This window comes from Nitratireductor lacus (assembly GCF_056431025.1).
Genome location: NZ_JBWKMB010000025.1, coordinates 25,204 through 50,644, shown reverse-complemented (window position 1 = coordinate 50,644; position 25,441 = coordinate 25,204). Strand labels below are relative to the sequence as shown.

The following is a 25,441-nucleotide window of genomic DNA, read 5'->3' as shown; positions in this document are numbered from 1 at the left end:
GGAATTCAGGTGATTGAAAAGGACAAGGCCATGTTTGATCTGAGCGGCCGCAAGGCACTGGTGACGGGGGCATCCGGCGGCATCGGCGAGGCCATCGCACGCATTCTGCATTCCCAGGGCGCCATTGTCGGCCTGCACGGCACGCGGGTTGAAAAGCTGGAAACGCTGGCTGCCGATCTTGGCGATCGTGTCAGGCTGTTCCCGGCCAACCTGTCGGACCGCAATGAAGTCAAACAGTTGGCCGAGAAGGCGGAATCGGAACTTGAGGGTGTCGATATCCTCGTCAACAACGCCGGTATTACCCGCGACGGCCTTTTCGTGCGCATGAGCGACGATGACTGGGATCAGGTGCTGGAGATCAATCTCGGCTCTGTTTTCAGGCTGACCCGCGAACTGACACACCCGATGATGCGCCGCCGATTCGGCCGTGTCATCAACATCACCTCCGTTGTGGGCGTCACCGGCAATCCCGGTCAGGCAAATTACTGTGCTTCCAAGGCAGGTCTGATCGGCTTCTCCAAGTCGCTTGCCCAGGAAATCGCCAGCCGGTCGATCACCGTCAACTGCGTTGCTCCAGGCTTCATCGAATCGGCCATGACCGACAAGCTCAACGACAAGCAGCGCGACGCGATCATGGGCGCCATTCCCATGAAACGGATGGGCAGCGGTGATGAAATCGCATCCGCCGTCGCATATCTGGCATCCAATGAGGCCTCCTACGTCACGGGCCAGACCGTGCATGTCAATGGCGGCATGGCGATGATCTGAGCGCGGTTCGGGCAGGAGGAACGATGGACGGGCTTGCCACAAGGCGCTTTGTGCTGCGCGACTTCGAGCCCGCCGACGTTCCGGCACTGGCCGCCTACCAGTCCGACCCGCGCTTCGTTTCCGCCCGCAATAAGGCCGGGCAGGAAGCGGGCGATCCCGCCGAACTCGTGGCGCTCTTCCGCACATGGGCACAGGAGCGCCCGCGCCGGAACCACCAGTTTGCCGTCATCGAGCGCAAAACCGGCCGGCTCGTCGGCTGCGCCGGTGTCCGCACGGCAAATTGTCCACAGGGCAGTGGTGAGCTGGGTATAGAGCTTTCGCCGGATATGTGGGGGCGCTACGGCAGTGCCGCCGAGATCACGCGCGGCCTGCTCGACTTCGGTTTCTCCACACTCGCCCTGTGCGAGATATTTGGTGAAACCACCGCAGAAAACCATCAGGCGGCAAGGCTTGCTTCCTTTCTTGGCGCTCGTCTCGAAAGACCTGTACGACATGGAAACAAAGGGATCGAGACCCCGGTGGAGCCTGTCGTTTGGCGTTTCCTGCGCCGTGACTGGCGCTCCGGGTCTGGGGACTGATGCGACTGGTCGCAGGAGTGGCGGGACGTGGAATAACGCTTGGCGCGCGCGCCAAAATCGTGATAAGCGCCCGCTCGAAGCCGTTCCGCCCGCCGCATGCACGCTGTGCATCGTCATCGGAGCATAACAGACTGGGCGTCGATCGTATCGGCGCTTTAGTCGTCATTTCGCTTGATTAGCGGCATTCGTGCGGCTAACGAAGATCGGAAATTCAGAAAGTCGAGGGTTCTCTCATGAGCGATACTGCAGAACGCGTTAAGAAAATCGTTGTCGAACATCTGGGCGTCGAAGGCGACAAGGTGACCGAAGGCGCAAGCTTCATTGATGATCTTGGCGCAGACAGCCTCGACACGGTCGAGCTGGTCATGGCGTTCGAAGAAGAGTTCGGCGTTGAAATCCCGGACGATGCAGCCGAGACGATCCTCACCGTCGGCGACGCTGTGAAGTACATCGACAAGGCGACCGCCTGACGCCGTCCGGCGTTTTCGCTACGAAACGTAGTCAAGGCGGATAATCAGCATATGAGACGCGTTGTCGTCACCGGTATGGGGCTTCTTTCACCCTTCGGCCTCGGTGTTGAACATGGGTGGAAGAGCCTGCTTTCGGGCAAGAGTGCGGCCAGCCGCATCGATCGTTTCGAGGTCGATGACCTGGCCTGCAAGATCGCCAATTCGATCCCGCGTGAAGGCGAGGGGGCATTCGACCCCGATGCCTTTCTGGAGCCGCGCGAGCAGCGCAAGATCGGTGAATTCATCACCTACGGCATTGCTGCGGCAGACCAGGCGCTTGAGGATTCGGGCTGGAAACCGGAAACCGACGATGAGAAATATGCCACCGGCGTGCTTATCGGCTCGGGGATCGGCGGCATCGAGGGCATTGCTGAAAACGCCTTGACGCTTGCTGAGCGCGGCCCGCGCCGCATCAGCCCCTTCTTCATCCCTGGCAACATCATCAACCTGGTCTCGGGCCAGGTGTCGATCCGCCACGGGTTAAAGGGACCGAACCATGCGGTGGTGACCGCCTGTTCCACAGGCGCACATGCCATCGGCGACGCAGCTCGCCTTATCATGCTCGGCGACGCAGACGTCATGCTGGCAGGTGGTGCGGAAGCACCGATCACCCGCCTCTCCATTGCCGGCTTTTCGGCCTGCAAGGCGCTTTCCACCAGCTTCAACGACACGCCGGAAAAGGCTTCCCGGCCCTATGACCGCGACCGTGATGGTTTTGTCATGGGCGAGGGCGCCGGCGTTGTCGTTCTGGAAGAGTTGGAACACGCAAAGGCGCGTGGCGCAAAGATCTATGCGGAAGTGGTCGGCTACGGCCTCACGGGCGACGCCTATCACATCACCGCTCCCGCCGAGGATGGTGACGGCGCCTATCGCTGCATGAAGGCAGCGCTGAACCGCGCCGGCCTGACCGCGGACGATCTCGATTATATCAACGCACATGGCACATCGACCATGGCGGACACGATCGAACTTGGTGCCGTGGAGCGTCTTCTGGGCGATGCCGCGAGCAAGGTGTCGATGTCGTCCACCAAATCGTCGATCGGTCATCTGCTGGGTGCAGCCGGTGCGGCAGAAGCCATCTTCTCCGTTCTCGCCATCCGCGACAACATCGCGCCGCCGACCATCAATCTCGACAATCCACAGGCGGAAACGCCTATTGATCTGGTGCCCAACAAACCGCGTGAGCGGCAGATTGACGTGGCGTTGTCCAACTCGTTCGGCTTTGGCGGCACCAACGCGTCTCTCGTTTTCAGGCGTTATGACGCCTGAAGCTTTCCACTAACGGGCTTGCAGTTTTGCCATTTTCGCAATTCAGTCTGACGGACACGAATCGAAATGGCGGGCGCCAGGCCCAGGAGATGCTTTTTTCCGAAGCCTGCGTGAACGTTCAACGCACGAATATTTAGGACAGGACCGGCGACCATTGGCGCCGTTCTGAAGGGAGCGGTCCAAGAGGCATGACAGGGACTTCCGGCGACAATTCCGGCTTCGGCCGTCAGGCAGGCGAAGAACGTGGTCGCACGTTCAAATCGGCCAACCAGACTTTGCGACCGGAGGCCGGCACACCGCCGCCACGGCGTTCGAAACGTGCGCGCAGTCAGTTCGTGGTTTTCCTGAACTTCGTCTTCTCCTCCATTGTGTTCCTGGTCATTCTCGCCGGTTTCGCCTTCTACTTCGGCAACCGGGAGTTTCATCAGCCCGGCCCGTCGCGCACGGCCGAGACCGTGATGATCAAGCCGAACACAGGTGTGCGCCAGATCGCGAGCCTGCTTGAGCGGGAAGGCGTCATTTCCGATGCCCGCATCTTTTCGCTCGGCGTTCGTGCCTATGGGGCGGATTCTGAACTGAAAGCGGGTGAATACGCCATTGATGCCGGTGCTTCGATGCACGAGATCATGGAACTCCTGAAGAGCGGCAAGAGCGTTCTTTATTCGCTCACCATTCCCGAGGGGCAGACCGTGTTCCAGGTGTTCGAGCGGATCCGCGAAACCGAAGAGCTTTCCGGCTCGCTGCCCGAGGAGATGCCGGCAGAGGGCAGTCTCGCCGCCGACACACTGCGCTTTACACGCGGTATGGACCGTGGCGCGGTTGTTGAAAAACTGCTTGAGGACCAGCAGGAGCTGGTGGACAGCATCTGGGCGCGCCGCGACGAGGACCTGCCCGTCAAGGACAAGAACGAGTTCGTGACGCTGGCCTCGATCGTCGAAAAGGAAACCGGCATTGCCGACGAGCGTCCGCGCGTCGCGGCCGTGTTCATCAACCGTCTGCGCAAGGGCATGCGGCTCCAGTCGGACCCCACCATCATTTATGGGCTGTTTGGCGGGCAGGGGAAACCATCCGATCGGCCGATCTATCGCTCCGATCTCGACAAGAAGACGCCCTACAACACCTATCTGATCGACGGTCTCCCGCCCACACCCATCGCCAATCCAGGCCGGGCAGCGCTGGAGGCGGTGGCCAATCCGTCCAAGACGGACGAACTCTATTTCGTCGCTGACGGAACGGGCGGACACGTTTTCGCCAGGACGCTCAAGGAGCACAACGAGAATGTCGCACGCTGGCGCAAGATTGAGCGCGAGCGTCGGGCAGAGGAAGAAAACGCGGGCGAGAACGGTTCGAACTGAGCCGGACATGCGCGCAGGGAACGACTGCACGAGGGGACGCATGAGCAGGCTCCAGAGCATGACGGGTTTTGCCCGCGCCGCGCGTGATCATGAGGCCGGCGGCATCGTCTGGGAGATCAAGTCGGTCAATGGACGGAGCCTTGAAGCCCGTTTTCGTCTGCCGCCTGGGTTCGAGCGTATCGAGCCGATGGCCCGCCAACGCCTGCAAAAGTGCTTTGCCCGTGGAAATGTACAGGCTTCCCTGACCTTTAAGCAGAGCGATGCCCTGCGCCGTCCGGTCGTAGACGAGGATTTCCTGAAAGAGGTTGCAGCACTTGCCGGCCGGCTTCATGAGCAGTTCGGCGCGGCCCCGGCGACAGCCGACGGGCTCCTTGCCCTGCGCGGGGTCCTCGATTTTGCCGATCCCGTGGCTGACGAAGACCTGCGCGCCTCCCTCGACGAGGCGATTCTCGCCGCTCTCGACGATGCTCTCCGGGGGCTTGAAGAAGCCCGCTGCGCGGAAGGTGGCGCACTGGAAGCCATATTGCTCGATCAGGTGTCGCGCATCGAAACGCTGTCTGATCAGGTTGAGGCCGACCGCTCGCGCTCGCCGGAGGCCATCCGGGAGCGTCTGCGGGAGCAGGTGGCCCGTCTCATGGATGCGACCACCGGCTTCGATGCGGACCGACTGCATGCGGAAGCCGCCATCCTTGCCGCCAAGGCCGACATCCGCGAGGAGATCGATCGCCTGCGCACGCACATTGCAGCCGCGCGGGCCCTGATCGCGTCCGGCGGTCCCATCGGCCGAAAGCTTGATTTTATGGGCCAGGAATTCAACCGCGAATCCAACACGCTTTGCTCAAAATCCAACGCGGCAACGGTGACGGCCATCGGCCTTGAGTTGAAGGCCGTGGTTGATCAGTTTCGCGAGCAGGTGCAAAATCTGGAGTAGACCATGTCCTCGGAAACATCTCCTGCCGTTTTGACAGACGTCGCACGCCGCGGCCTGATGCTGGTGTTGTCCTCGCCCTCGGGTGCCGGAAAATCCACCATCGCGCGCACGCTTCTGGCGCAGGTTCCCGGTTTCGAGCTTTCCGTCAGCGTGACGACCCGCGCGCGCCGCGGCAGCGAAATCGAGGGCGTGCATTATCATTTCAAGTCGCAGCGCGAGTTCGAGATCATGCGCGACAATGACGACCTGCTCGAATGGGCAGAGGTTCACGGCAATTTTTACGGCACGCCCCGTGCGCCGGTTGAAAAGGCGCTGACCGAGGGCCGCGACATGCTGTTCGACATCGACTGGCAGGGCGCTGAGCAGTTGCGCGAGAAAATGCGCGGAGATGTCGTGTCCATCTTCATCCTGCCGCCGACGATGAAGGAGCTTCTCGGTCGCCTGACACGCCGGGCCGAGGATACGCCGGAGATCATCCAGACCCGTCTCAGGAACGCGCGCACCGAGATCGAGAAGTGGATCGATTACGACTACGTGGTCATCAACGAACAGCTCGACCCGGCCTTTTCGGCCGTCCGCTCCATTGTCGAGGCGGAGCGTCTGCGCCGCGACCGGCGTCCCGGCCTGTTTGATTTCGTGGCGGGGCTTCTCGCGGAAGAACCAAGCTGACACTCAGGTGTTGTTTGCAAGCGCCACGAATTCCGCCACCGAAAGCGTTTCTGCCCGGCGCGTTGCATCGATGCCCGCCCGTGCCAGAAGCGTCTCGCCGCCGAGCGATTTCAGGCTCTGGCGCAGCATTTTGCGGCGCTGCCCGAAGGCTGCTTCGGTGATCTTCGCCAGTTTCGCCGGCTCCACGGCCAGCGGCGCCGCGCGCGGGACGATATGCACCACCGACGAGGTTACCTTGGGCGGCGGCGTAAAGGCCTGTGGCGGCAGGTCGAAAGCAATCTTTGCCTCGGTGCGCCACCCGGCCAGAACTCCAAGCCGGCCATAGGCCTTGTCGCCGGCACTGGCAACGATGCGTTGCGCGACTTCGCGCTGGAACATCAGCGTCATCGACGCATAGAAGGGTGGCCATCTCTCGGGCGTAAGCCAGCGCACCAGAAGCTCGGTGCCAATGTTATAGGGCAGGTTCGCCACGATCCGCACCTCGCCCTGCGCGTTCGAAGCCAGAGCGGCGAAATCCGTCTCCATGGCATCGCCACTCACAACGTCGAGCCGTCCCGGATAGCGCGCGGCGACCTCCGCCAGCGCGTCAAGGCAGCGCTCATCACGCTCCACGGCGATAACCCGCTCCGCGCCCGCCATCAGCAATGCACGCGTCAGCCCTCCGGGGCCGGGCCCGACCTCGATCACCGTCGCACCCTCGAGATTGCCGGCGGCACGCGCCACTTTGGCCGTCAGATTGAGATCGAGTAGAAAATTCTGGCCGAGCGATTTCTTCGCCGCAAGGCCATGGCGGGAGATCACCTCGCGCAGCGGCGGAAGCCCGTCCGCGCTCATCGCGCGCCACCGGCATTGTCCGCCAGCTCGCGCGCGAGCCTGATCGCCGCAATCATGCTTTCGGCCCTTGCGATGCCCTTCCCGGCAATGTCGAAGGCCGTGCCATGGTCGGGAGAGGTGCGGATGAAGGGAAGACCAAGCGTGACGTTCACCGTCTCGTCGAAGGCGATCGTCTTGACCGGGATCAGTGCCTGATCGTGATACATGCACAGTGCTGCGTCGTAGCCTTGGCGCGCACGTGCGTGGAACATCGTATCGGCGGGCAGGGGGCCAAATGCGTTGATGCCCTCAGCCTGCAATGCGTTGATTGCCGGTGCGATGACATCGCGGTCTTCCGTTCCCATCGCTCCGCCTTCGCCCGCATGCGGGTTGAGACCGGCAACGGCAAGACGGGGTGCGGAAATGCCGAAGCGTTCCCTGAGGTCACGCGCCGCAATCCGGGCCGTCTCTTCCACCAGCGATTGCGTGAGGGTCGCGGGAACACCCGCCAGAGCCTCATGCACGGTGACAGGCACGGTGCGCAGTTCAGGCCCGGCAAGCATCATCACGGGTGTGGCCGCGCGTCCGGTGATCTCCTCGGCGAGATGGCCGAGATACTCGGTATGGCCGGGAAAACGGAAACCGGCGTCATAGAGCGGCTTCTTGGCGATGGGCGCGGTGACGACAGCCGCCGCGCGCATCTGCATCGTGTCGTCGACGGCGCGCGATATCGCCTCGATCACGCCTGCGGCATTCACCGTTTCGGGATGCCCTGGATTGTCTGCCAGCCTGTTCTGGAGCGGCGACACGGGCAGACGCTCGGAAAAGACGGCGGAAGCCGCTTCCGGATCTGCTTCTGAGAGCGGAACGTCGAGCCCCAGGCGGCGTGCACGCGCTGCGAGCAGGCCGGGATCGCCCAGCACATAGAACCGGGGCAGCCCGAGCCTGTTCCTCTCAAGCCAGGCCTGAAGGATGATCTCGGGGCCTATCCCGGAAGGATCGCCGATGCTGAGCGCGAGCGGAAGCACGAGCCATCTCCTCCTGGAGAAACATCTGGTTGAAAGAAAGGGGCCTGGTCAGTCCGGGCCCTCGACTGATCAGCGCTGGCTGATACGTGCGTTCTTGCGCAGCTCGGCGAGATACGCCTGCGCTTCCTTTTCCATGGCGTCGTTCCCGGAATTTTCGTTCTGGAACACCATCTGCGCAACCCGGTCGTCGGAGACCTCGCGCGTGCTGCACACGCCGATGAACTCGACACCCCGATCGGTCTCGCGCACACCCGTCGCATTGCCGGGGGAGGTCTTCTTGATCTGGTCTTTCCAGTCCGTGGGAAGTTCCGGCTCAAGAACACGACCCAGGTCGCGCACCGTCACGTCGATCAGCCCCTTGGCAAACTGGCGCGTGCTGTCGCAGCCCTGGAACCGGTCGCGCATTGCCTGCGCCTCACGCTTGCGCTTGCCAAGCAGGCTCGAACGCTCGCCTGATGGAACGACAAAAATCACCTGCTGGAGCATGTATTCGGTCGCGCTGGGCTTGCTGCCGCCCTGCTCGAGCATCTTGGCGACGACATCCTGCTCGCTCATGCGGCCGGTCGAGCTGGTGCGGGCCTGCATGACACGGCCCCAGCCGATCTGGGAGCGGATGAACTCCTTGAAGTGATCGGAAGTCACACCGCTTTGCGCAAGCACGGTGTTCAGCTGGCTTGTCGACATCCGGTTGCCGTTGGCAAAGCGGGCATAGGCCTGATTCACCATCTCGTCGGGAATGTTGACATTGCGGCGCTGCATTTCCTGCAGCTTCAGCGTCTGCTCGATCATCTGATCCGTAGCCTTCTGGCGCAGATTGCCGCCTTCACGCTGAAGCTTCAGAAACGCCACGCGGCGGTCGATATCGTAGCTGGTGATCGGAACGTTGTTCACCACGTAGCGAATTTCCGTCGCCAGTGCGCCGGCCCCATTGAACAGAGGCATTGCCGCCGCCATGGCCAGCGTCAGAACGCCTGTGCGCAGGAAGCGTCTGCAATTGCTAAACATCGTCATTTTTCTCATCTTTGCACCCCGCAATTGCGACTGAGATAACAGCAAATGCACGGGAGCTACAGTCCCTTAGGCTGTTTTTATCGACAGCGCGTGGGGCAAAAACATGACCTTTGACGCCGCGGCAGGTCATAGACGGTCATGAAGGCGGCCCCCGTCGATCAAACGGGGCCTTTCAGAAAAATACTAGAAGCTGGTGTTCAGATCGCCACTGCTCGTTCCGAAGTCGCCGATCGTGCGCAACGATATACGGAAGCCGAAGGACTGGCTGACTTCCTGCGTGTCGCGGTTCTTGCTGCGCGAATAGGTCATCGAATAGATGAAGCACTCATCCCCGTAGGAGAACCCGTAGTTGTTTTTCACCAGGGTCTGGCTTTCGATATCATATGTGCCCGAAGCAAAGCCGCTCCAGTTTTCGTCAAAGCGAACCTTGGCCACACCGGTGACTTCCTGACGATCATCTTCGAAGCCGTAGAGCGGCTGCGCTTCGATATATGCATATTGCAGCGATGTTGTGAGCTGCCCGAAGGTGGCGGCCGTTTTCAGGTCGGTGCGGCGAATGTCGAATGTTTTCTCGTCAAACCGTGCACCGGCGGAAAACGCGAATCCGTTCGGGCTGGCAATGCCGATCATGCCGACAAAATCCGAGACATCGGTTTCCAGGCCGGAATAGGCGCCGGCGTGAACAAGATCCGTCTGGGCATACGGGTTGGCGCCGGCCAGATGATACGACTGGCCGAACAGCCCCTGCGTGGTCCATCCATTGGCGAAACTGCCGGAATAGCGGATACCGACATTGGCGCGCGTGCCGCCTTCGATCCGGTCATAACCGGAGAATTTGTCGCGCTCGAACAGCGTCGTTGCGTCGAAGACAAGCGACTGGGCGTCTTCGTTCGGAATGCCGAGCCTGTCCTGATAGGGGGCGTCCGGGCGCAGGAAAATCTGCGCCATCGGCTCCAGAACATGGCTGGCGCTCGAGGTGGAGAAGAGGATCGGCCAGCGGGCCTCGAGACCGGCCGTCGCCATGTAACGGTAGTAGGAAGAGCGCACGTCACTGCCGACGGCGGTTCCGTTCAGCTCGAAACTCGTGACGCCGTTGACGGTCGTCGCATCATAGTCGGTATAGATGGCGTCGCCGCGTGCCTGAAGGATCGGCGTCACCACCAGACCGCCCGTGCTGACGAAGGAACGTTTCCACTCGGCCTCGGCCGTCATGCGGCTGGCCAGCCCTTCGACGCCGTCGATTCTTGTGGAATCTCCGTTGACGATCGATTGGCTAAGGCTGTCCCGATAGACGTTCTGCACGTTCACATCGAAATTCAGCTCGCCGCCGGCAACGGCCTCATCCGGTGTGTAGGAATAATCGAAGCTCGGCAGCACCCAGGGCTGCTTGTCGTTCCGCGCGTTGGGCGAGGTATCCAGAACATCTTCCTGAATGTCGAAATGATAGGCTCTAAGGTCGAAGAAATTCCGGTCGTCGAGGCCCGTCAGGTAGAGCTGCGATGTCTGAACCGTGTCGGAAAATCCATCGATGCCATAGGTGCGCGAAAAATTCTTGTCGGTCTGCGCCAGGACATCCCAGCCGAATGTCCAGCGCGGATTGATGCGGAACTGCCCTTTCGAACCGATCATGCCGCGGCCGGTTTCGCTGCCATTGACGCTGTTTGCGCCCCAGGCTTCCGGTTCCTGCTGTTTGATGCCCGCGATCTTGATGCTGTACTGGCCGTTGTCGAAGCGCTGGCGCCACTCGGCTTCGCCCAGAAAGCCCTGCCTGGTGTAGTAGGTTCCGGTGACGGTCAGGTCGTAGGTAGGGGAGAATGCGAAATAGTAGGGGACGCTGACGCCAACCCCCATTTCCTTTTTGTAGGAGGCGCCGGGAATGAGGAAGCCGGACTTCCGCTTCACCGTCGGGTCTGCGACTTCGAAGAAGGGCAGGTAGGCGATCGGCATGCCGAAGAATTCGAAGCGCGAGCCTTCAAACCGGACGGTTTTCGATTCGCCGTTCCAGATGATCTTCTGGGCCTTGATCTGCCAGATCGGTGGCTTGCCGGGTTTTTCGCGGCAGGGCTCGCACGCGGTATAGACGCCATTGTTGAAGGTCGTCAGTTGCCCGCCTGAACGCTCCGCGCTTTCAGCAGCGAAGTAGGTCTTGTCGACGGTCTCGATTCGCAGGGCATTGACGAATCCATCGCGGAAATCGTCGGTCACATCGATTTCGTCGGCAAAAATCTTGTTGCCATCTTCTTCGATGATCTGCACGCGTCCGCGCGCCACCACGCGCGACGTCCTGCGATCATAGACGACGCGGTCTGCGACAAGGCTGTTGCCGGCATATTCAATCTGCACGCCGCCTGCGGCGGTGATCGTGTTGAGATCGTTATCGTAAATGAGATTGTCGGCCGTCAGGAGCATCTGGGCGTCCTGCGGCAGATCGGCAACGTCCAGACCACCCGTCTGCGCCAGGGCAGGGGCCTGCGGGAGCAATGTATAGGTGCACAAGGTTGCCAGCGCGGTCGCGCCCATCAAATGCGCTAACCATGCGGACATGCCGGCTCTGTTTGCCGCAACCCCCACTAACCGTCCTCCTTGTACAATAGGAAAGTCACCCCGTAGAACATCGCCACGACCACAGGCGTCCAAGCAGCCACAACCGGAGGAACAACTCCGGCGCTGCCGAACGCCTTGACCAGGACCGAAACCACATAAAGCAGAAACCCGGCGAGGATTCCACCCAGAATCACCGTTGCTGACTGTCCCATTCTGGTAAATCTCATCGATACCGTAGCGGCAATCAGGGTCATGGCGACCAAGAGCAGGGGCAACACCACAAGTGAATGAAAATGCGTGGCAAACGCGTTCGCTTTAAGCCCGAAGGAGCGGGCAACTTCAATCTTCCCGGGCAGTGCGTAAATCGATGTCGCTTCCGGCCGGGCGAGTTGCTCGCCGACGAACTCCGGCTGCAGGTTGGTCTCGATCTGGATGCTCTCGATTTTTTCTGCCGCAGCGGTACCGCGTCGACGTGCCACGGCCTGCAGATCCCAGTATCCGTCGCGCAGGAATGCCCGCTCTGCGTCGAGGCGCTCGAATATCCTGCCCTCGGCATCGATTCGGAAGAAGGTCGGGCGCACCAGCACCTGGCCGCCGTTCAGAACGGCACTCGATCCGATGATGGTTTCCTCGTCGCCCGAGCGCTGCTTGATCCACTGCTCGGCTTCGGAATTGGTGCTGCTCTTGGCCCCGCGCACTTCGGCTTCGACGCTCTGTGCCTGGGCGAAGCCATTGGCCGCCAGCGGGTTGAGCGCCGCCACGGCAAGGACACCGAACAGGAAGGAGCCGAACGCGATCGGCGTCAGGAACTGCCAGGCCGAAACACCGGCGGCCCGCGCCACCACCAGCTCGTATTTGCGGTTCAGGCTGATCAGCGTCGCCATTGCCGCGATGAGTCCGATAAAGGGAATCGCCTGGAGCAGGATGATCGGCGTCTGCAGCGCGGCGAGTGAAAAAGCCCATTGTGCCGTATAGCCGGGCAATCCGGCCGAACGGCTCGACACTTCTGCGAACGTCACGATGAAGATCAGCAGGCCGATGCCGAAGAAGTTCCATGCCGCTATCGAGGCGTATCGGCGGAAGAAGTAGCCGCCAAGGGTCAGACCGATCATCCGCGCCTCCCGGCCGGGGCCCGCCTGTTCGCGAACCGGACGCGCCAGTGCGTCATACCGTCGGTCAGTCGTTGCATGCGCGCGTTCAGCTTCTCGACCCAGTGCGTTGGCAGTTCCATCACGCGATTGGTGGCGATGAACACCGCACATAGTCCAATCATCAAAAGCGGAGCGGCATAGAGCACGAAGGAGAAGAATGGGGAGCTTTCGGCTTCCGTACCCGAATAGAACCCGACCCACCGAACGATCAGCGCAATCGCCATCGTGGTGACGATCGGGTGCAGCCGCGCTTCACGGAACGACCGCGCATCGCCCGCGACCGCCAGCGCCACCATGGCGAAAACGAGCGGATAGAGCCATTCGGAAAGGCGCATATGCAGTTCCGCGCGGATGATCTGCGGTGACTTCTTGTAGAAACTGTCGTTCACATCCGGGTTCATCAGGAAGGCAAGCGACCGGTCTTTGGGGTGCAGGGTGGGTTCTCCACCACCCCCGCTTGAGAACTGCGAAAGATCGAACGCGTAGGAATCGAAACGGATCGTCGACACGTCGCCATTGGCCGACTGCCGCTGCACCATGCCGTCCTGCATCACGAGAATGGAACCGCCTTCGCGCTCCACGGCAGCGCCGGTTCGTGCGTGATAGACGAGCTTGGTGTTCTCATCGCGCGAATCGGCCACGAAAATGCCGCCGAGCAGCCCGTTGGGCAGGCGCTCCGAAACCTGCACGAAAAGCCCGTCATCCACTTTCTGGAAAGACCCCTCCTGCAGCACGGTGGTGATCAGGTCCGCGCGGGCGTTGGCGAGCACCGACCGGAAAGCCTGCCGTGAGGCCGGTTCCAGCGTGTTGTTGATCAGGAAGGAGGCAAGGCTGGCGCCGATGGCGATGATGAGGATCGGGCGGATGATGGTGGCGCGCGGCGCGCCCGACGCGTTGATGACCACCAGCTCGGAATCGGAATTCATCGTCGCCAGCGTCTGGGCGATGGCGATCCCGAGTGCGAAGGGAATCACGATGGGGATCACGGACGGCAGAACCAGGGCGGCAACGAAAAAGAACGTGCCGGCGGACTGGCCACTGTCGGTCACGAGGTCGATCCGGTTCAGCACCTGCGTCGTCCACACCAGTGCGAGCACCCACAGCAACGCCGCCGCGAAAAGCGCGAAGGTGCGACGCATGATGTAAAGTTCGATCACCCGCATGGATATCGACAATCCGTTTCGTTGGAACAGCCCTTTAAAGGCGCGCGCGAACCTAACGGTCCTGACGCGCGCGCACAATGCGCAACTGCCGGCTTTGAAGGGCGGCCCACCATTTCTTGTCCCTTGCGAGACTTTGGGTGGGATTGGTTAGAAAATGCGAAACAAACGCGGTTAACAGCTTGCTTACGGAGAGATAACCACGTCGCACGGATCGCACGCACCGGTGAAAAATCCGGACGCCCCCGCGTGCGGGCCTTGCCAATTCGCATAAAACCTCCAAGATCGCCGGCGCCTTCTATCGACCAATCACGGAAATCTGGGAAATATCATGACCGACAGACCGACCGTCTCCTTCGCCAAATTCGCAATGCCCGGCAAGGGCACCGTCATCGTTCTGGCGTCCGAAGGCGGCGGTCTGGGGAAAAACGCGAAGGTCTGCGATCCGGAGGGGGTTCTCGCGCGGGCTTTCGAGGTGTCGGGTTTTTCGGGCAAACTGGCAAAGAGCGTCGAAGTTCTGGCGCCCTCCGGCTCGCAGCTCGACCGGTTGACGGCCGTTGGCGTCGGCAAGCCTGATGAGCTCGCGGAAGAGGCGCTTTTGAAAATCGGTGGTGCGGCGCTGGCCGCCGGCAAGTCCGCTTCCGAGATCACCGTCGTGGCGGATGTTGACGGTGCCGAAATCGATGCCGGAGCAGCCGCCGGCATCGCGCTTGGAATGCTTCTGCGTGCCTACAGCTTCGACAAATACAAGACCACGAATCGCGACAATGGAAACGACAAGCCGGCCAAGAAGCTGAAGATTTCCGTCCAGTGTGCCGATCCGTCGGCGGCGAAAAAGGCCTTTGCACGCGCCGAGGCTGTCGCAAATGGCGTCGTGCTTGCGCGTGACCTCGTTAACGAACCAGCCAATGTTCTGGGCCCGGTCGAGTTCGCCGCGAAGGCGAAGGAACTGGAAAAGCTAGGCGCAAAGGTCGAGATTCTGACCGAGAAGGAGATGAAGAAGCTCGGCATGGGCGCGCTTCTGGGTGTTGCCCAGGGCTCGGTGCGCCCGCCGCGTCTGGCGATCATTGAGTGGAACGGCGGCAAGGCGAAGGAAAAGCCGGTCGCCTTCGTTGGCAAGGGCGTTGTCTTCGACACGGGCGGCATTTCCATCAAGCCGGCTGGCGGTATGGAAGACATGAAGGGCGACATGGGCGGTGCCGCCGCCGTCGTCGGCGTCATGCACGCGCTCGCCGCCCGCAAGGCAAAGGTCAATGTCGTCGGCCTGATCGGCCTGGTCGAAAACATGCCAGACGGCAATGCCCAGCGCCCCGGTGACATTGTCACCTCTATGTCGGGCCAGACCATCGAGGTCATCAACACCGATGCGGAAGGGCGTCTCGTCCTGGCCGATGTGCTCTGGTACTGCAACGACCGCTACAAGCCGCAGTTCATGGTGGACCTCGCCACGCTTACCGGCGCCGTCATGGTGGCGCTCGGCCACCACCGGGCGGGCCTGTTTTCCAATGACGACACGCTGGCCGAGCGGCTTTTCTCTGCCGGTGAGGCAACGGGCGAGAAGGTCTGGCGCCTGCCGCTTGGCGAGGAATATGACAAGCAGATCGATTCCAAGAATGCGGACATGAAGAACTCCGCCGGCCGCATGGCCGGTTCCATCACCGCGGCCCAGTTCCTGAAGCGCTTTGTCAAGGACGGTGCCTGGGCGCATCTGGATGTCGCCGGCACGGCCATGGGCGCGCCGCTCGATGAGATCAACCGGTCCTGGGGTTCGGGCTTCGGCGTGCGCCTGCTCGACCGCCTGGTGGCCGACAGCTACGAATAGGCCGATGGATGTCCTCTTCTACCACCTGACCGAATCGACCCTGGAGGAGGCGCTGCCGCCTCTGGTGGAGAAAAGCCTCGAGCGGGGGTGGAGGGTGGTGATCCAGACGGGCACCCGCGAGCGTTGCGACGCGCTCGATAACTGGCTGTGGACATGGCGCGAGGAAGCCTTCCTCGCTCATGGCACGGACCGTGACGCGCATCCCGGGCATCAGCCCGTGCTTTTGACCGATGCCGCATCCAATCCGAATGGCGCGCAGATCCGCTTTTTCGTTGACGGAGCCGATCCGACCGGTGTGGACGGATATGAACGTGCCGTCGTGATGTTCGACGGCCACGATGCTTCCCAGCTCGATGCAGCGCGCGGACACTGGAAAGCGCTTAAATCTGCAGGCCATGCCGTCACCTACTGGCAGCAGGGGCCGGACAGACGCTGGCAGAAAAAGGCGTAGGCGGACGACTGGCTTTCGGCGCGTCAGCGCCCTGCCTTACAAAAAAACCCTCACCCTGAGCTTGTCGAAGGGCGAGGGCGCCCGCACCGCCAATCCACCGAAATCGCTAACCGATTTCCGCCAGAACCGCTTCGATTTCACCCAAATGTGGGATTTTTCGGAAGCGGGGTGCGGTGTCCGGTTCGTCCGCGTGCTCGTGCGACCAGGTCAGGTCGTGCGGCACGAACACCCCCCAGGCGCCTGCCTCGATTGCCGGGATCACATCGGACTTGAGCGAGTTACCGATCATCATCGCATGGTCCGGCCCGTCGCCATGGGTCGCGAAAATCCGCTGATAGGTCCCGCGCGACTTGTCGCTGACGATCTCGACGGCATCGAAATAATCGCCAAGACCCGAAGCCGCCAGCTTGCGTTCCTGATCGAAAAGGTCGCCCTTGGTGATCAGCACCAGCCGATGGCGCCCGGAAAGCGCTTCCAGCGCTTCCTTTGCGTGGGGCAGCGTCTCGACGGGATGATCGAGCATTTCGCGGCCTGCGTCGAGAATGTCGCGGATCGTCGCGGCGGGCACACGCCCGTCCGTCACCTCGACAGCGGTCTCGATCATGGAGAGGGTAAACCCCTTGATGCCAAAACCGTATTTGCCGAGATTGCGCTTCTCGGCCTGAAGAAGCCGCTCGGTCAGGTGCCCGGCGTCGGCGAAATCGGCGAGAAGTTCGGCAAAACGGGCCTCGGTCAGGCGGTAGAAGCGCTCATTGTGCCAGAGCGTGTCGTCCGCGTCGAAGCCAATGGTGAGCGGCGGTGCCATCAGGCCATTCCTTCCTCATATTCGCTGGAAAGCGTCAGCCACCGATCTTCGTGCCTTGCCAGCATGGTGGCAAGATCGGAGCGCTCCTTGGCCAGTTCCGAAACCCTTTTCGGCTCCTTGTCGTAAAGGCTCGTATCGGCAAGCCGCGCCTCGATGGCATCGATCCGCTTGCGTGTCCGCTCGATCAACCCCTCGGTTGCCTTGATTTCCTTGGCAAGCGGCTCGAGGGCTGCGCGCTTGCGCGCCGCCTCCTTGCGCTTGTCCGCCTTGGAGGCCTTGTCCGTTTCCCGCTTCTCCCGATTGCGGCTCGCCCCGCCCGTCATGCGGGCGCGATAGTCGTCCATGTCACCATCGTAAGACGAGACCGTCCCGTCACCGACGATCCACAGCCGGTCGGCCGTTGCCTCGATCAGGTGGCGGTCGTGGCTGATGAGGATCACGGCCCCGTCGAACATGTTCAGCGCCTCGACAAGCGCCTCGCGGCTGTCGATGTCCAGGTGGTTCGTCGGCTCGTCAAGGATGAGCAGATGCGGGGCCTCGAACGTGGCGAGCCCCATCAGAAGCCGTGCCTTCTCGCCGCCTGACAGGTCGCGGGCAGGCGTCGACATTTTTTCGGTGGTCAGGCCGAACTGCGCCACCCGTGCCCGCACTTTCGCTTCTGGCGCGTCGGGCATCAGCCGTCTCAGGTGCTGATAGGCATCCTCGTCCGGGCGCAGGTCGTCAAGCTGATGCTGGGCGAAGATCGAGACTTTCAGCCCGGGCGCGACGGTCTTTGAGCCCTTTTCCAGCGTCAGCCGGTCGGCAATCAGTTTTGCGAATGTCGACTTGCCGTTGCCGTTCGCGCCAAGAAGCGCGATCCGGTCGTCATTGTCGATGCGCAGCGAAAGCCCGCGCAGAACGGGCTTGCCGGGCGTATAGCCGACGGCGCCGCCATCGAGCGCGATGATCGGGGAGGCGACCGCCTTCTCCGGATTGGGAAAGCGGAACGGCAGCACTGTCTCGTTCACCACCGCGGCCATGGGCGACATGCGTTCCAGCGCCTTCAGGCGTGACTGTGCCTGGCGAGCCTTCGAAGCCTTGTAGCGAAAGCGGTCGACAAAGGACTGCATGTGCTTGCGCTGCGCGTCCTGCTTCACGCGCATCTTTTCCTGAAGCTCCGCCTTCTCGGCATATTGCCGGGCGAATTGGTCGTAACCGCCGCGCCAGAAGGTCAGTTTCTTGCGCTCCAGATGCACGATGGACGAAACGGCCCGGTTCAGAAGATCGCGATCGTGGCTGATGAGAAGAACCGTGTGCGGATAGCGCGAAAGATAGTTCTCGAGCCAGAGCGTGCCTTCGAGGTCGAGATAGTTCGTCGGTTCGTCGAGCAGCAAGAGGTCAGGCTGGGTAAAGAGCACGGCCGCCAGCGCCACGCGCATGCGCCAGCCACCGGAAAACGAAGATGCGGGACGCTTCTGCGCGTCCGCGTCGAAACCGAGGCCGGACAGGATGGATGCTGCCCGGGCCTCTGCCGAATGGGCGTCGATATCGGTTAATCGCGTCTGGATTTCCGCAATTCTATGAGCGTCTGTTGCCGTTTTGGCCTCATTCAACAGAGCTTCGCGTTCGGTGTCCGCCCGCAGCACGATATCGATCAGCGGTTCGTCCGTGCCCGGCGCTTCCTGTGCAACCTGGCCTATCCGGGTTCCTTTCGGCACGCTGACGGTACCGGTCTCTGAAACGAGGTCCCCGGTGATGGCGCGAAAAAGCGTGGTCTTGCCGGTGCCGTTGCGGCCGACAAGGCCAGCCTTGGTTCCAGCGGGGAGGGTAAGCGACGCCTGGTCGATCAGAAGTCGGCCTGCGATGCGCAGCGATAGGTTTGAAATCGTCAACATGACGGCGTTTTGACGGCTCGCCGCCGGCCTGGCAAGCCGCGACCGTCAAAGCTGATGCCGTGCCGTGTCGGAAAATGTCTGGTGTTGCCGAAAGCAGACAGGTGTGGCCCAGGAAAAATGGGCCACACCGCTATTGTTCGCGCTCCTCACCGGGCTGCAGCCTGGCGAAGGAATTTGCACAACTGCACGAGATCGTAGTCCCACGCGTTCGGATCGCGCAGAATGTTCACACAGCGTTTGCGGTAGACGGCGAGCTGCTGATCGCTGAGGCCGCTGAGAGAGCGGCGTCCAAAGTTCTTGCTGCCGCGATTGCCGCCGCCAGAGATGCCGCCGCCATTGCCCGGGTTCTGTCCGCCTGGATTGCCTGCATTCGGACCATTGTCATCGGGGTTGTTGCGCCTGCCGAGGCCGAACCTGAAAAGTGCGCCGAGGCCTCCGGTCCCGACATTCGCACCGACGCCCGCATTCACGCCGCCGCTTCCAATGTTTGCGCCGACATTGGCATTCAGGCCGCTGCCGCCGTTGATGGATGCAGAGGTGCTTGAGCCGAGGAGGCCGCCACCGCCACCGACCGTCGTGCTGCTCGTGGCGCTGACAGCTCCACCGACATTCGCGTCTGCGCTGACGTCAGCCAGGCCGCCGCCTCCGCCGACCGAAGCGCCGACACTGGCTGAGGTCGATCCGAGGTCTGCACCTACGTTGGCCGATACGCCGTCGCTGGTTCCCACCGACGCTGAGACGCCGCCGACACTGGCGCTGACGCCGCCATTGTCATTCCCGCCAACGCTTACGCCGCCAATGTCGATTGCGGCAGCCGGCAGTGCCATCGCGAGTGCAATCGCTCCGCTCGCCATGATGGCGAGTATGTTTCTATGTATAATATTCATTATCGTCCTCCTTGCGGATCGAAATATTTCAAACAAGGAGGAAGGTAGGGGTTTTCTTTTCTGATAAATACTTACATTATCGATATGGTTTATCGAATAAGTAAGAGAACTTATTTATAAAAATATTGTAATTCTCATTTTGTTTGTTTTAATGGAAGTGCATTTACCCAAATCGGGAGCCTGCCTTCGTTCGCTGGAAATAAATCAAGTCGATCGAGGGCGCTTCCGCTCCGAGGATGGAGAGTGCGGCGTGGGCGTGCCCCCGATGGTGCGTTTGATGATTGAAGAAATGGCTCAATGCGGGTGCAAGGCGTTGGGAAACGGTTCTTACATCGGTAACGGTCACATAGGTGAAGCGTCCGGAAAAAGCTTCTTCTTCAAGGCTTTCGACCCAGTTTATGATGCGCTGGTCTTCACCTTCCCGGGCAATGCGCAGGGCCGGCAGCGCTGAATGCAGGATCGTGTCGAGACGACCGGGGGCTGCCCCTTCACCTGTAAAACGCTTCATCCAGATGAGATCGGCCACCAGAATGTGATTCAGTGTGCCCATCAGCGATTTGAAAAAGACACCCACGTCGCGGTTGAGCGCCTCCGCTTCCAGTGCCTGTGCGGCTTCGTAAATTCTGGCATTGGCCCAGTGATTGTAGGAAGCGAACATTTCGAAGTGCTGTTTCATCGTCTCTTGTCCGGAATCTGGAGCAGGAAATCCTGCATTTGGCGCATTGTCATATGAACCGAATGTGCAATCGTACGCACCCTGTCAGGTCTCACCCGTAACCGAAAGGACCAAGCGTGACGATTGCATTGTACGATCTCGTGGGCGCGGACGAAACGCGTCCGTTCAGTCCGCATTGCTGGAAAACTGCCTTTACGCTGGCCCACAAGGGGCTCGATTTCAGGTCGGTTCCCGTGCGCTTCACCCAGATCGCGGGCATCGAGGCTGGAGAGTTCAGGACCGTTCCGGTCATTCGGGATGGAGAGCGGGCGTTGACCGATTCCTTCCAGATCGCACTTTATCTCGAGGAGACTTATCCCGACCGGCCCTCGCTTTTTGCCGGCGAAGGCGGCAGGTCTCTTTCGCGCTTCATCGAAAAATGGGCGCAGACCGCGCTTGTCGGCTATATCGGCCCCTCCCTGCTTTTAGAGATCCATGCAGCACTTGAGCCTGCCGATCAGGCCTATTTCCGCGAAAGCCGTGAAAAACGTTTCGGGCGCACCCTGGAGGAAACGGCGAAGGGCCGTGAGGATCGGCTTGAGGGTTTTCGGGCGAGCCTGGCGCCGCTGCGCCTGATGCTCTCCGATCAGCCGTTCATCGGCGGGCAGGGACCCCTCTTCGCCGACTATATCGTGGCCGGCATTTTTCAGTGGGCCCGCGTCATCTCGCCATTCCAGCTTCTTTCCCCGGATGATCCGGTCGCCGCGTGGTTCGGGCGCTGCCTGGACCTTCACGATGGTCTCGGCCGGACTGTGCCCGCCGCCGCCTGAAGGGAAGGGCCTTCCCATGTGCGTTCCGGACCGCTATAGAGCGCGCCATCTCCACGAATGAGCTCACGCTCTCAATCCAGACAATCGAAGGACAGACCATGGCGATCGAACGCACATTTTCCATGATCAAGCCGGATGCCACCAAGCGCAACCTGACCGGTGCCATCACCAAGAAGCTCGAGGATGCCGGCCTGCGTGTCGTGGCATCGAAGCGCGTGTGGATGAGCCGCCGTCAGGCCGAGGGCTTCTATGCCGTGCACAAGGAGCGTCCGTTCTTCGATGAGCTGTGCGAGTTCATGTCCTCCGGCCCGACCGTCGTTCAGGTTCTCGAGGGCGAGAACGCCATCCTGAAGAACCGTGAAGTCATGGGTGCCACCAATCCGGCCGAAGCGGCCGAAGGCACGATCCGCAAGGAGTTCGCCACCTCGATCGGCGAGAACTCTGTTCACGGTTCCGATGCACCAGAGACGGCAGCCGAGGAGATCCGCTACTGGTTCTCCGACACGGAAATCGTCGGCTGAGAGCAAACGTTCATCGAACGCTGCTTTTCGAAACCGGGGCTTCGGCCCCGGTTTTTTCATGCACCCTGCCGCGAGTTCGGAAACTTGAGTATCGAGGCGGGATTTCGCTCGAGGACGAATTTGGAAAAGTCTTTGCCCGTCATCGCGCGGCCATAGAGCCAACCCTGAAAATACGCACAGCCTGACGATTTCAGAAGCGCTTCCTGCTGCGGTGTCTGTACATGCTCGGCCACCGCCGAGAGGCCGAGTGTCGACGCCATGTCGAGCATGGTCTGAACAAGCGCGCGGTTGTTTTCGCTGCCTTCGATGTCGGTGATGAAGCTGCCGTCGATCTTCAGTTCGTCAAATGGCAGTTTCTTCAGATAGGCGATGGACGAATAGCCTGTCCCGAAATCGTCCAGCGAAAGCCGCACGCCAAGCGCCTTCAACTCGTTCATCCGCCGCGTGATCTGCATCTGGTCGCTGGTCAGCACCCGTTCCGTCATCTCCAGGGTGAGACGCTGCGGGTCGAGGCCATGCGCGTTGAGCCGGTCGTGCAGGAAATCGAGAAAATCCGGGTCGCGCAGCGATTTGAGGCTGATGTTGACCGCCATCCGCAGGTCCGCAAGGCGCGGGTTCTGGTTCCATAGCGCGAGCGTCCGCACGCTGGTCTCGATCACCCCGCGCCCGAGCAGTTCCGCAAGCCCGTGCTGTTCTGCCAGCCCTACGAAATCGCTTGGCGAAAGCGCCCCGTGCTCGGCGTGGTTCCAGCGCAGCAGCGCCTCCGCGCCGACCACATGGCCGGCGGCATTGACCTGCGGCTGGTAGTGCAGTTCCAGATTGTTGTCGACCAGCGCGCTGCGCATGTCGCTCAACAGGCGAAAGCGCCTGCGTTCCTTCTGCAGAACCTTCGGGTCGAACAGGGCGACATTGTTCCGCCCGAGGCTCTTGGCCTGATACATCGCCATGTCGGCATTTTTCATCAGGACTTCGGGCCCCTTTTCGCGGCCGTCGAAAACGAGCACGCCGACACTTGCCGAAGTGTGATGGATCATCTGCCCGAGTACGAACTCCTGCCGCAGTGCCGCAAGCACCCGGTTGGCGGCCACGATCGCATTGCGGGTCGCGCTTGCGGCAGTGGTGTCGTTCAGGGACAGCACAATGACGAATTCGTCACCACCGATTCGACCTACGGAATCTTGAGGGCCGACGGCGGCCTGCAGGCGGTCGGCAACCTGCTTGAGGAAGGTATCGCCGACATCGTGTCCCATCGTGTCGTTGAGGGTTTTGAAGTTGTCGAGGTCGATGAAGAGGATCGCCCCGCGGTGCCCGTCTTTGCAGCACATCGCCATCTGCCGGCCAATTTGATCGAAAAGCCGTCGCCGGTTGGGGAGCCGGGTCAGCGGATCGTAGAACGCCAGGCGCTCGATCTCCATTTCATTCTTCTTGCGCAGGGAGACGTCGGCAAGATAGCCATGCCAGACAATGCCTTCAGTGGTGGTTTCGGGCATGGCCGCAACGCGCAGCCACTTTTCCGTCCCGTCCGCTGCATGGATGCGGAACTCGCATTCCCAGGGTTCGAGCCTTGTGCCCGATTCTCTCAACGTTTCCAGATAGTGCGCGCGGTCGTCGTTGTGGACCATGTGGAGAACCGTGTTCGGGTTTTCCGGCACGGTGCGGTCGTCGTACCCGAGCAGGTGGCGGAAGCCCTTTGACACGTAGAGAACGGAAAACTCCCCGTCGGCCCGCCGCAGCAACTGGAAAAGCCCGCCCGGCAGCTGCGATGTCAGCTTCTCGAACATGTCCTGCAGTTTCAGGCGCTTCATCGTCTCCGTGATTTCGCGCACGGAGCCTTCATAGTAGAGCGCCTTGCCGGTGCGCCGGTCGCGCACGAGGCGTGCCGATTCGCTGATCCAGATGCGCTCCCGTGTCTTGTGGCGATAGACTTCCGAGATGAAGTTCTCGACCTTGCCCTTGGTCTCAAGCTCGGCCCGGAAAGCCTCACGCCGGGTGGGGTCTACATACCATTCCTTGGCGATGTCCTTGACACCGGCAAGCAGTTCGGCCTCGCTTCCGTAGCCGTTCAGGCGCACAAGTGCCGGGTTCGCGCTCAGTTGGCGCCCGTCCGGTGATGACCGGTAGATGCCTTCGGAGAGATGCTCGATCAGGTCGTGGTGGTTCTTCTGCTCGTCGCGCACGCCGCGATAGCGCCGGCTAACGCGAAACAACTGAAAACCAAGCCCCAGGCATCCCAGAATGCCTGCTGCCGCAATCAACCAGGCGGGATGTGCTCCCGCAACCAGCATTGTCTGGAAAGGTTCCGACATTGCTCTCCCACCGGCGTTACCTTGAGGAAGCTATAACCCTGAATGGTTTGTCGAAACGTCTAGTCTTGAGAGAAATGATCGCTATCGTTAGCAAGGCGTAAAGGCCGCCGGCCTCAACGCTTCCAGCGCTTCATGTCTTCCTGGTCACGGTCTTTGGCTTCCACCCAGCCGGCCTCGGTTTCGCCCGCGGCATGTTCCTTCTTCCAGAAGGGTGCGCGCGATTTGAGATAGTCCATGAGGAAGTCTGCGGCCTCGAAAGCCGCGCGCCGGTGGGCGGAGGCCGCGACCACGAGGACGATGTTTTCGCCAGGTGCGATCCTGCCGAAACGGTGGATAACCGTCAGGCCGGTAAGCGGCCAGCGCTGCGCCGCCTCATCGGCAATGCGGCCAATCTCCGCCTCGGCCATGCCGGGATAATGTTCCAGCTCAAGCGCTTCCAGCCGGCCGCCGTCATCGCGGCAGAGCCCGGTGAAGCTCACGATGGCGCCCACGTCGCGCCGTCCGTCGGTCAGTCGCCGGGTTTCCGTGGCGAGGTCGAAATCACCGGCCTGAACGCGTACCAGCGGCTGGCAGACGGATGTCATGGTCACCCCCCGGTCATCGGCGGGAAGAGCGCAACCTCACCATTGGAGGGCAGGGGAGCCGCATGGTCCGCATGCTCCTGGTTGATAGCGACGCGAATGATGTCCGGGCGCTCCAGCGCGGTCTCGTAGTTTTCGCCGCGTTCTTTCAGCCAGTTGAGCAGGTCTGCCACCGTCTTGACGTCGGCAGGCAGGTCCACCGTCTCTTCAGGCAGGCCGATGCGCTCGCGCACCCATGCAAAATAAATCAGCTTCATCGTCATTCCTCCACGATGTGCTTCAGCCCGGCGCGGAAATAGTCATAGCCCGTATAAAGCGTGACGATGGCGGAAATCCAGAGCAACACGATGCCGAGCTGCGTGGTGTAGGGCAGGACCTTGTCACCGGCGGGACCTGCGAGCAGAAAGCCGATCGCGACCATCTGGATCGTGGTCTTCCATTTTGCGAGCTGCGTAACGGGAACGCTGACCTTGAGGGCTGCAAGATACTCGCGCAGACCCGAAACGAGAATTTCACGACAAAGGATGATGATGGCTGCCCACAGCGTCCACCCGGCGATGGTGCGGTCCGTGTCGGCTGCAAGAAGCAGGAGGCAGGTGGAAACGAGCAGCTTGTCGGCGATGGGATCGAGCATCTTGCCGATGTTCGAAGTCTGCTCCCAGATGCGGGCCAGATAGCCGTCCAGATAGTCAGTGATGCTGGCCGCAATGAACAGCGCCAGCGCTGACCATCGTGCGAAATCGCTCGATTGAAGCCTGCCTTCCAGAAAAAAGCACAGGACAATCGCCGGCACCGCGAGAATTCTGCCATAGGTCAGGAGGTTCGGGATGTTGAATGCCGGTGTGCTACGTCTGGCCATGAAGCGCAATCCTGCTCCGGTCTGCCGCGGAGCACCCGCGGGCGCCCCAGTCTGTTGAATTCGA

Annotated in this window: 25 protein-coding genes; 11 read left to right on the top strand and 14 right to left on the bottom strand. The window is 61.3% G+C overall.

Features of this window, described 5'->3' with window-relative positions:
• The first annotated feature begins 30 nt into the window (after window positions 1-30).
• The 7 genes from fabG to gmk all read left to right on the top strand — a co-directional run bounded on the left by fabG (window position 31) and on the right by gmk (window position 6,079).
• Complete coding sequence (gene fabG / locus AC07E3_RS18450) at window positions 31-768, top strand: 3-oxoacyl-[acyl-carrier-protein] reductase (RefSeq protein WP_478363907.1); 738 nt, start codon at window positions 31-33, stop codon at window positions 766-768.
• A 23-nt stretch (window positions 769-791) separates the two neighbouring features.
• Window positions 792-1,346, top strand: a complete 555-nt coding sequence (locus AC07E3_RS18445) for a GNAT family N-acetyltransferase (RefSeq protein ID WP_478363905.1) — start codon at window positions 792-794, stop codon at window positions 1,344-1,346.
• 233 nt (window positions 1,347-1,579) lie between these two features.
• Window positions 1,580-1,816 carry an acyl carrier protein gene (locus AC07E3_RS18440; RefSeq protein WP_007007691.1) on the top strand — a complete coding sequence of 79 codons (237 nt, stop codon included), beginning with the start codon at window positions 1,580-1,582 and terminating at the stop codon, window positions 1,814-1,816.
• Window positions 1,817-1,867: 51 nt separating this feature from the next.
• Complete coding sequence (fabF, locus tag AC07E3_RS18435) at window positions 1,868-3,124, top strand: beta-ketoacyl-ACP synthase II (protein WP_478363903.1); 1,257 nt, start codon at window positions 1,868-1,870, stop codon at window positions 3,122-3,124.
• Between the two features lie 188 nt (window positions 3,125-3,312).
• A complete protein-coding gene (mltG, locus tag AC07E3_RS18430) occupies window positions 3,313-4,479 on the top strand; it encodes an endolytic transglycosylase MltG (protein ID WP_478363901.1) in 1,167 nt (388 codons plus the stop codon).
• Window positions 4,480-4,519: 40 nt separating this feature from the next.
• Entirely contained in the window at window positions 4,520-5,410 is an 891-nt protein-coding gene (locus tag AC07E3_RS18425) for a YicC/YloC family endoribonuclease (protein WP_478363899.1), read from the top strand.
• Window positions 5,411-5,413: 3 nt separating this feature from the next.
• Entirely contained in the window at window positions 5,414-6,079 is a 666-nt protein-coding gene (gmk, locus tag AC07E3_RS18420; RefSeq protein ID WP_478363897.1) for a guanylate kinase, read from the top strand.
• Window positions 6,080-6,082: 3 nt separating this feature from the next.
• Here the strand turns inward: gmk and rsmA are convergent, their stop codons facing one another.
• The 6 genes from rsmA to AC07E3_RS18390 form a co-directional block, all read right to left on the bottom strand.
• Entirely contained in the window at window positions 6,083-6,913 is an 831-nt protein-coding gene (rsmA, locus tag AC07E3_RS18415) for a 16S rRNA (adenine(1518)-N(6)/adenine(1519)-N(6))-dimethyltransferase RsmA (RefSeq protein ID WP_478363895.1), read from the bottom strand.
• Window positions 6,910-7,920, bottom strand: a complete 1,011-nt coding sequence (pdxA, locus tag AC07E3_RS18410) for a 4-hydroxythreonine-4-phosphate dehydrogenase PdxA (RefSeq protein ID WP_478363893.1) — start codon at window positions 7,918-7,920, stop codon at window positions 6,910-6,912. The genes rsmA and pdxA overlap by 4 nt, the downstream gene beginning before the upstream one ends.
• A 69-nt stretch (window positions 7,921-7,989) precedes the next feature.
• Window positions 7,990-8,925: a peptidylprolyl isomerase gene (locus AC07E3_RS18405; RefSeq protein ID WP_007007684.1), complete on the bottom strand. Its 936-nt coding sequence runs from the start codon at window positions 8,923-8,925 to the stop codon at window positions 7,990-7,992.
• Between the two features lie 189 nt (window positions 8,926-9,114).
• Complete coding sequence (locus AC07E3_RS18400) at window positions 9,115-11,475, bottom strand: LPS-assembly protein LptD (RefSeq protein ID WP_478363891.1); 2,361 nt, start codon at window positions 11,473-11,475, stop codon at window positions 9,115-9,117.
• Between the two features lie 26 nt (window positions 11,476-11,501).
• A complete protein-coding gene (lptG, locus tag AC07E3_RS18395; protein WP_065818303.1) occupies window positions 11,502-12,587 on the bottom strand; it encodes an LPS export ABC transporter permease LptG in 1,086 nt (361 codons plus the stop codon).
• Window positions 12,584-13,789 carry an LptF/LptG family permease gene (locus AC07E3_RS18390; protein ID WP_478363889.1) on the bottom strand — a complete coding sequence of 402 codons (1,206 nt, stop codon included), beginning with the start codon at window positions 13,787-13,789 and terminating at the stop codon, window positions 12,584-12,586. Before AC07E3_RS18390 ends, lptG begins: the two co-directional genes overlap by 4 nt.
• A gap of 328 nt (window positions 13,790-14,117) precedes the next feature.
• On the opposite strand from AC07E3_RS18390, the gene AC07E3_RS18385 reads away from it, so the two are divergent.
• Window positions 14,118-15,608, top strand: a complete 1,491-nt coding sequence (locus tag AC07E3_RS18385; protein ID WP_478363887.1) for a leucyl aminopeptidase — start codon at window positions 14,118-14,120, stop codon at window positions 15,606-15,608.
• Window positions 15,609-15,612: 4 nt separating this feature from the next.
• On the top strand, window positions 15,613-16,059 hold the full coding sequence (locus tag AC07E3_RS18380) for a DNA polymerase III subunit chi (protein ID WP_065818300.1): 447 nt from the start codon (window positions 15,613-15,615) through the stop codon (window positions 16,057-16,059).
• Between the two features lie 106 nt (window positions 16,060-16,165).
• Here AC07E3_RS18380 and AC07E3_RS18375 read toward each other — a convergent pair whose 3' ends face one another.
• From AC07E3_RS18375 to AC07E3_RS18360, 4 genes are all read right to left on the bottom strand, one after another.
• Entirely contained in the window at window positions 16,166-16,864 is a 699-nt protein-coding gene (locus AC07E3_RS18375) for an HAD family hydrolase (protein ID WP_336065555.1), read from the bottom strand.
• On the bottom strand, window positions 16,864-18,738 hold the full coding sequence (locus AC07E3_RS18370) for an ABC-F family ATP-binding cassette domain-containing protein (RefSeq protein WP_478363885.1): 1,875 nt from the start codon (window positions 18,736-18,738) through the stop codon (window positions 16,864-16,866). The genes AC07E3_RS18375 and AC07E3_RS18370 overlap by 1 nt, the downstream gene beginning before the upstream one ends.
• Before the next feature lie 146 nt (window positions 18,739-18,884).
• Complete coding sequence (locus tag AC07E3_RS18365) at window positions 18,885-19,625, bottom strand: hypothetical protein (protein ID WP_478363883.1); 741 nt, start codon at window positions 19,623-19,625, stop codon at window positions 18,885-18,887.
• Window positions 19,626-19,788: 163 nt separating this feature from the next.
• Entirely contained in the window at window positions 19,789-20,301 is a 513-nt protein-coding gene (locus tag AC07E3_RS18360; RefSeq protein ID WP_336065545.1) for a DinB family protein, read from the bottom strand.
• Window positions 20,302-20,417: 116 nt separating this feature from the next.
• Here AC07E3_RS18360 and AC07E3_RS18355 point away from each other — a divergent pair, with 116 nt between their 5' ends.
• Entirely contained in the window at window positions 20,418-21,110 is a 693-nt protein-coding gene (locus AC07E3_RS18355; protein ID WP_336065543.1) for a glutathione S-transferase family protein, read from the top strand.
• Between the two features lie 98 nt (window positions 21,111-21,208).
• Window positions 21,209-21,631, top strand: a complete 423-nt coding sequence (gene ndk / locus AC07E3_RS18350) for a nucleoside-diphosphate kinase (RefSeq protein ID WP_229447338.1) — start codon at window positions 21,209-21,211, stop codon at window positions 21,629-21,631.
• Window positions 21,632-21,687: 56 nt separating this feature from the next.
• Here the strand turns inward: ndk and AC07E3_RS18345 are convergent, their stop codons facing one another.
• The 4 genes from AC07E3_RS18345 to pgsA form a co-directional block, all read right to left on the bottom strand.
• Complete coding sequence (locus AC07E3_RS18345) at window positions 21,688-23,937, bottom strand: putative bifunctional diguanylate cyclase/phosphodiesterase (RefSeq protein WP_478363880.1); 2,250 nt, start codon at window positions 23,935-23,937, stop codon at window positions 21,688-21,690.
• A gap of 113 nt (window positions 23,938-24,050) precedes the next feature.
• Window positions 24,051-24,521 (bottom strand): molybdenum cofactor biosynthesis protein MoaE, encoded by a 471-nt coding sequence (locus AC07E3_RS18340; protein WP_478363878.1) that lies wholly within the window; start codon window positions 24,519-24,521, stop codon window positions 24,051-24,053.
• Between the two features lie 2 nt (window positions 24,522-24,523).
• A complete protein-coding gene (gene moaD, locus AC07E3_RS18335; RefSeq protein WP_336065536.1) occupies window positions 24,524-24,781 on the bottom strand; it encodes a molybdopterin converting factor subunit 1 in 258 nt (85 codons plus the stop codon).
• Window positions 24,778-25,377: a CDP-diacylglycerol--glycerol-3-phosphate 3-phosphatidyltransferase gene (gene pgsA / locus AC07E3_RS18330; RefSeq protein WP_007007669.1), complete on the bottom strand. Its 600-nt coding sequence runs from the start codon at window positions 25,375-25,377 to the stop codon at window positions 24,778-24,780. The genes moaD and pgsA overlap by 4 nt, the downstream gene beginning before the upstream one ends.
• Window positions 25,378-25,441: the final 64 nt, after the last annotated feature.

Bases quoted from the DNA above. Each gene is read 5' to 3' on its own strand.
- fabF (WP_478363903.1), top strand. From the start codon at position 1,868: ATGAGACGCGTTGTCGTCACCGGTATGGGGCTTCTTTCACCCTTCGGC.
- AC07E3_RS18370 (WP_478363885.1), bottom strand. From the start codon at position 18,738: ATGTTGACGATTTCAAACCTATCGCTGCGCATCGCAGGCCGACTTCTG.
- AC07E3_RS18385 (WP_478363887.1), top strand. From the start codon at position 14,118: ATGACCGACAGACCGACCGTCTCCTTCGCCAAATTCGCAATGCCCGGC.
- ndk (WP_229447338.1), top strand. From the start codon at position 21,209: ATGGCGATCGAACGCACATTTTCCATGATCAAGCCGGATGCCACCAAG.
- AC07E3_RS18375 (WP_336065555.1), bottom strand. From the start codon at position 16,864: ATGGCACCGCCGCTCACCATTGGCTTCGACGCGGACGACACGCTCTGG.
- moaD (WP_336065536.1), bottom strand. From the start codon at position 24,781: ATGACGATGAAGCTGATTTATTTTGCATGGGTGCGCGAGCGCATCGGC.
- AC07E3_RS18425 (WP_478363899.1), top strand. From the start codon at position 4,520: ATGAGCAGGCTCCAGAGCATGACGGGTTTTGCCCGCGCCGCGCGTGAT.
- AC07E3_RS18440 (WP_007007691.1), top strand. From the start codon at position 1,580: ATGAGCGATACTGCAGAACGCGTTAAGAAAATCGTTGTCGAACATCTG.
- AC07E3_RS18345 (WP_478363880.1), bottom strand. From the start codon at position 23,937: ATGTCGGAACCTTTCCAGACAATGCTGGTTGCGGGAGCACATCCCGCC.
- pgsA (WP_007007669.1), bottom strand. From the start codon at position 25,377: ATGGCCAGACGTAGCACACCGGCATTCAACATCCCGAACCTCCTGACC.
- lptG (WP_065818303.1), bottom strand. From the start codon at position 12,587: ATGATCGGTCTGACCCTTGGCGGCTACTTCTTCCGCCGATACGCCTCG.
- fabG (WP_478363907.1), top strand. From the start codon at position 31: ATGTTTGATCTGAGCGGCCGCAAGGCACTGGTGACGGGGGCATCCGGC.
- AC07E3_RS18400 (WP_478363891.1), bottom strand. From the start codon at position 11,475: ATGTCCGCATGGTTAGCGCATTTGATGGGCGCGACCGCGCTGGCAACC.
- rsmA (WP_478363895.1), bottom strand. From the start codon at position 6,913: ATGAGCGCGGACGGGCTTCCGCCGCTGCGCGAGGTGATCTCCCGCCAT.
- AC07E3_RS18445 (WP_478363905.1), top strand. From the start codon at position 792: ATGGACGGGCTTGCCACAAGGCGCTTTGTGCTGCGCGACTTCGAGCCC.
- AC07E3_RS18340 (WP_478363878.1), bottom strand. From the start codon at position 24,521: ATGACATCCGTCTGCCAGCCGCTGGTACGCGTTCAGGCCGGTGATTTC.
- AC07E3_RS18380 (WP_065818300.1), top strand. From the start codon at position 15,613: ATGGATGTCCTCTTCTACCACCTGACCGAATCGACCCTGGAGGAGGCG.
- AC07E3_RS18390 (WP_478363889.1), bottom strand. From the start codon at position 13,789: ATGCGGGTGATCGAACTTTACATCATGCGTCGCACCTTCGCGCTTTTC.
- gmk (WP_478363897.1), top strand. From the start codon at position 5,414: ATGTCCTCGGAAACATCTCCTGCCGTTTTGACAGACGTCGCACGCCGC.
- AC07E3_RS18360 (WP_336065545.1), bottom strand. From the start codon at position 20,301: ATGAAACAGCACTTCGAAATGTTCGCTTCCTACAATCACTGGGCCAAT.
- mltG (WP_478363901.1), top strand. From the start codon at position 3,313: ATGACAGGGACTTCCGGCGACAATTCCGGCTTCGGCCGTCAGGCAGGC.
- AC07E3_RS18405 (WP_007007684.1), bottom strand. From the start codon at position 8,925: ATGTTTAGCAATTGCAGACGCTTCCTGCGCACAGGCGTTCTGACGCTG.
- AC07E3_RS18365 (WP_478363883.1), bottom strand. From the start codon at position 19,625: ATGAATATTATACATAGAAACATACTCGCCATCATGGCGAGCGGAGCG.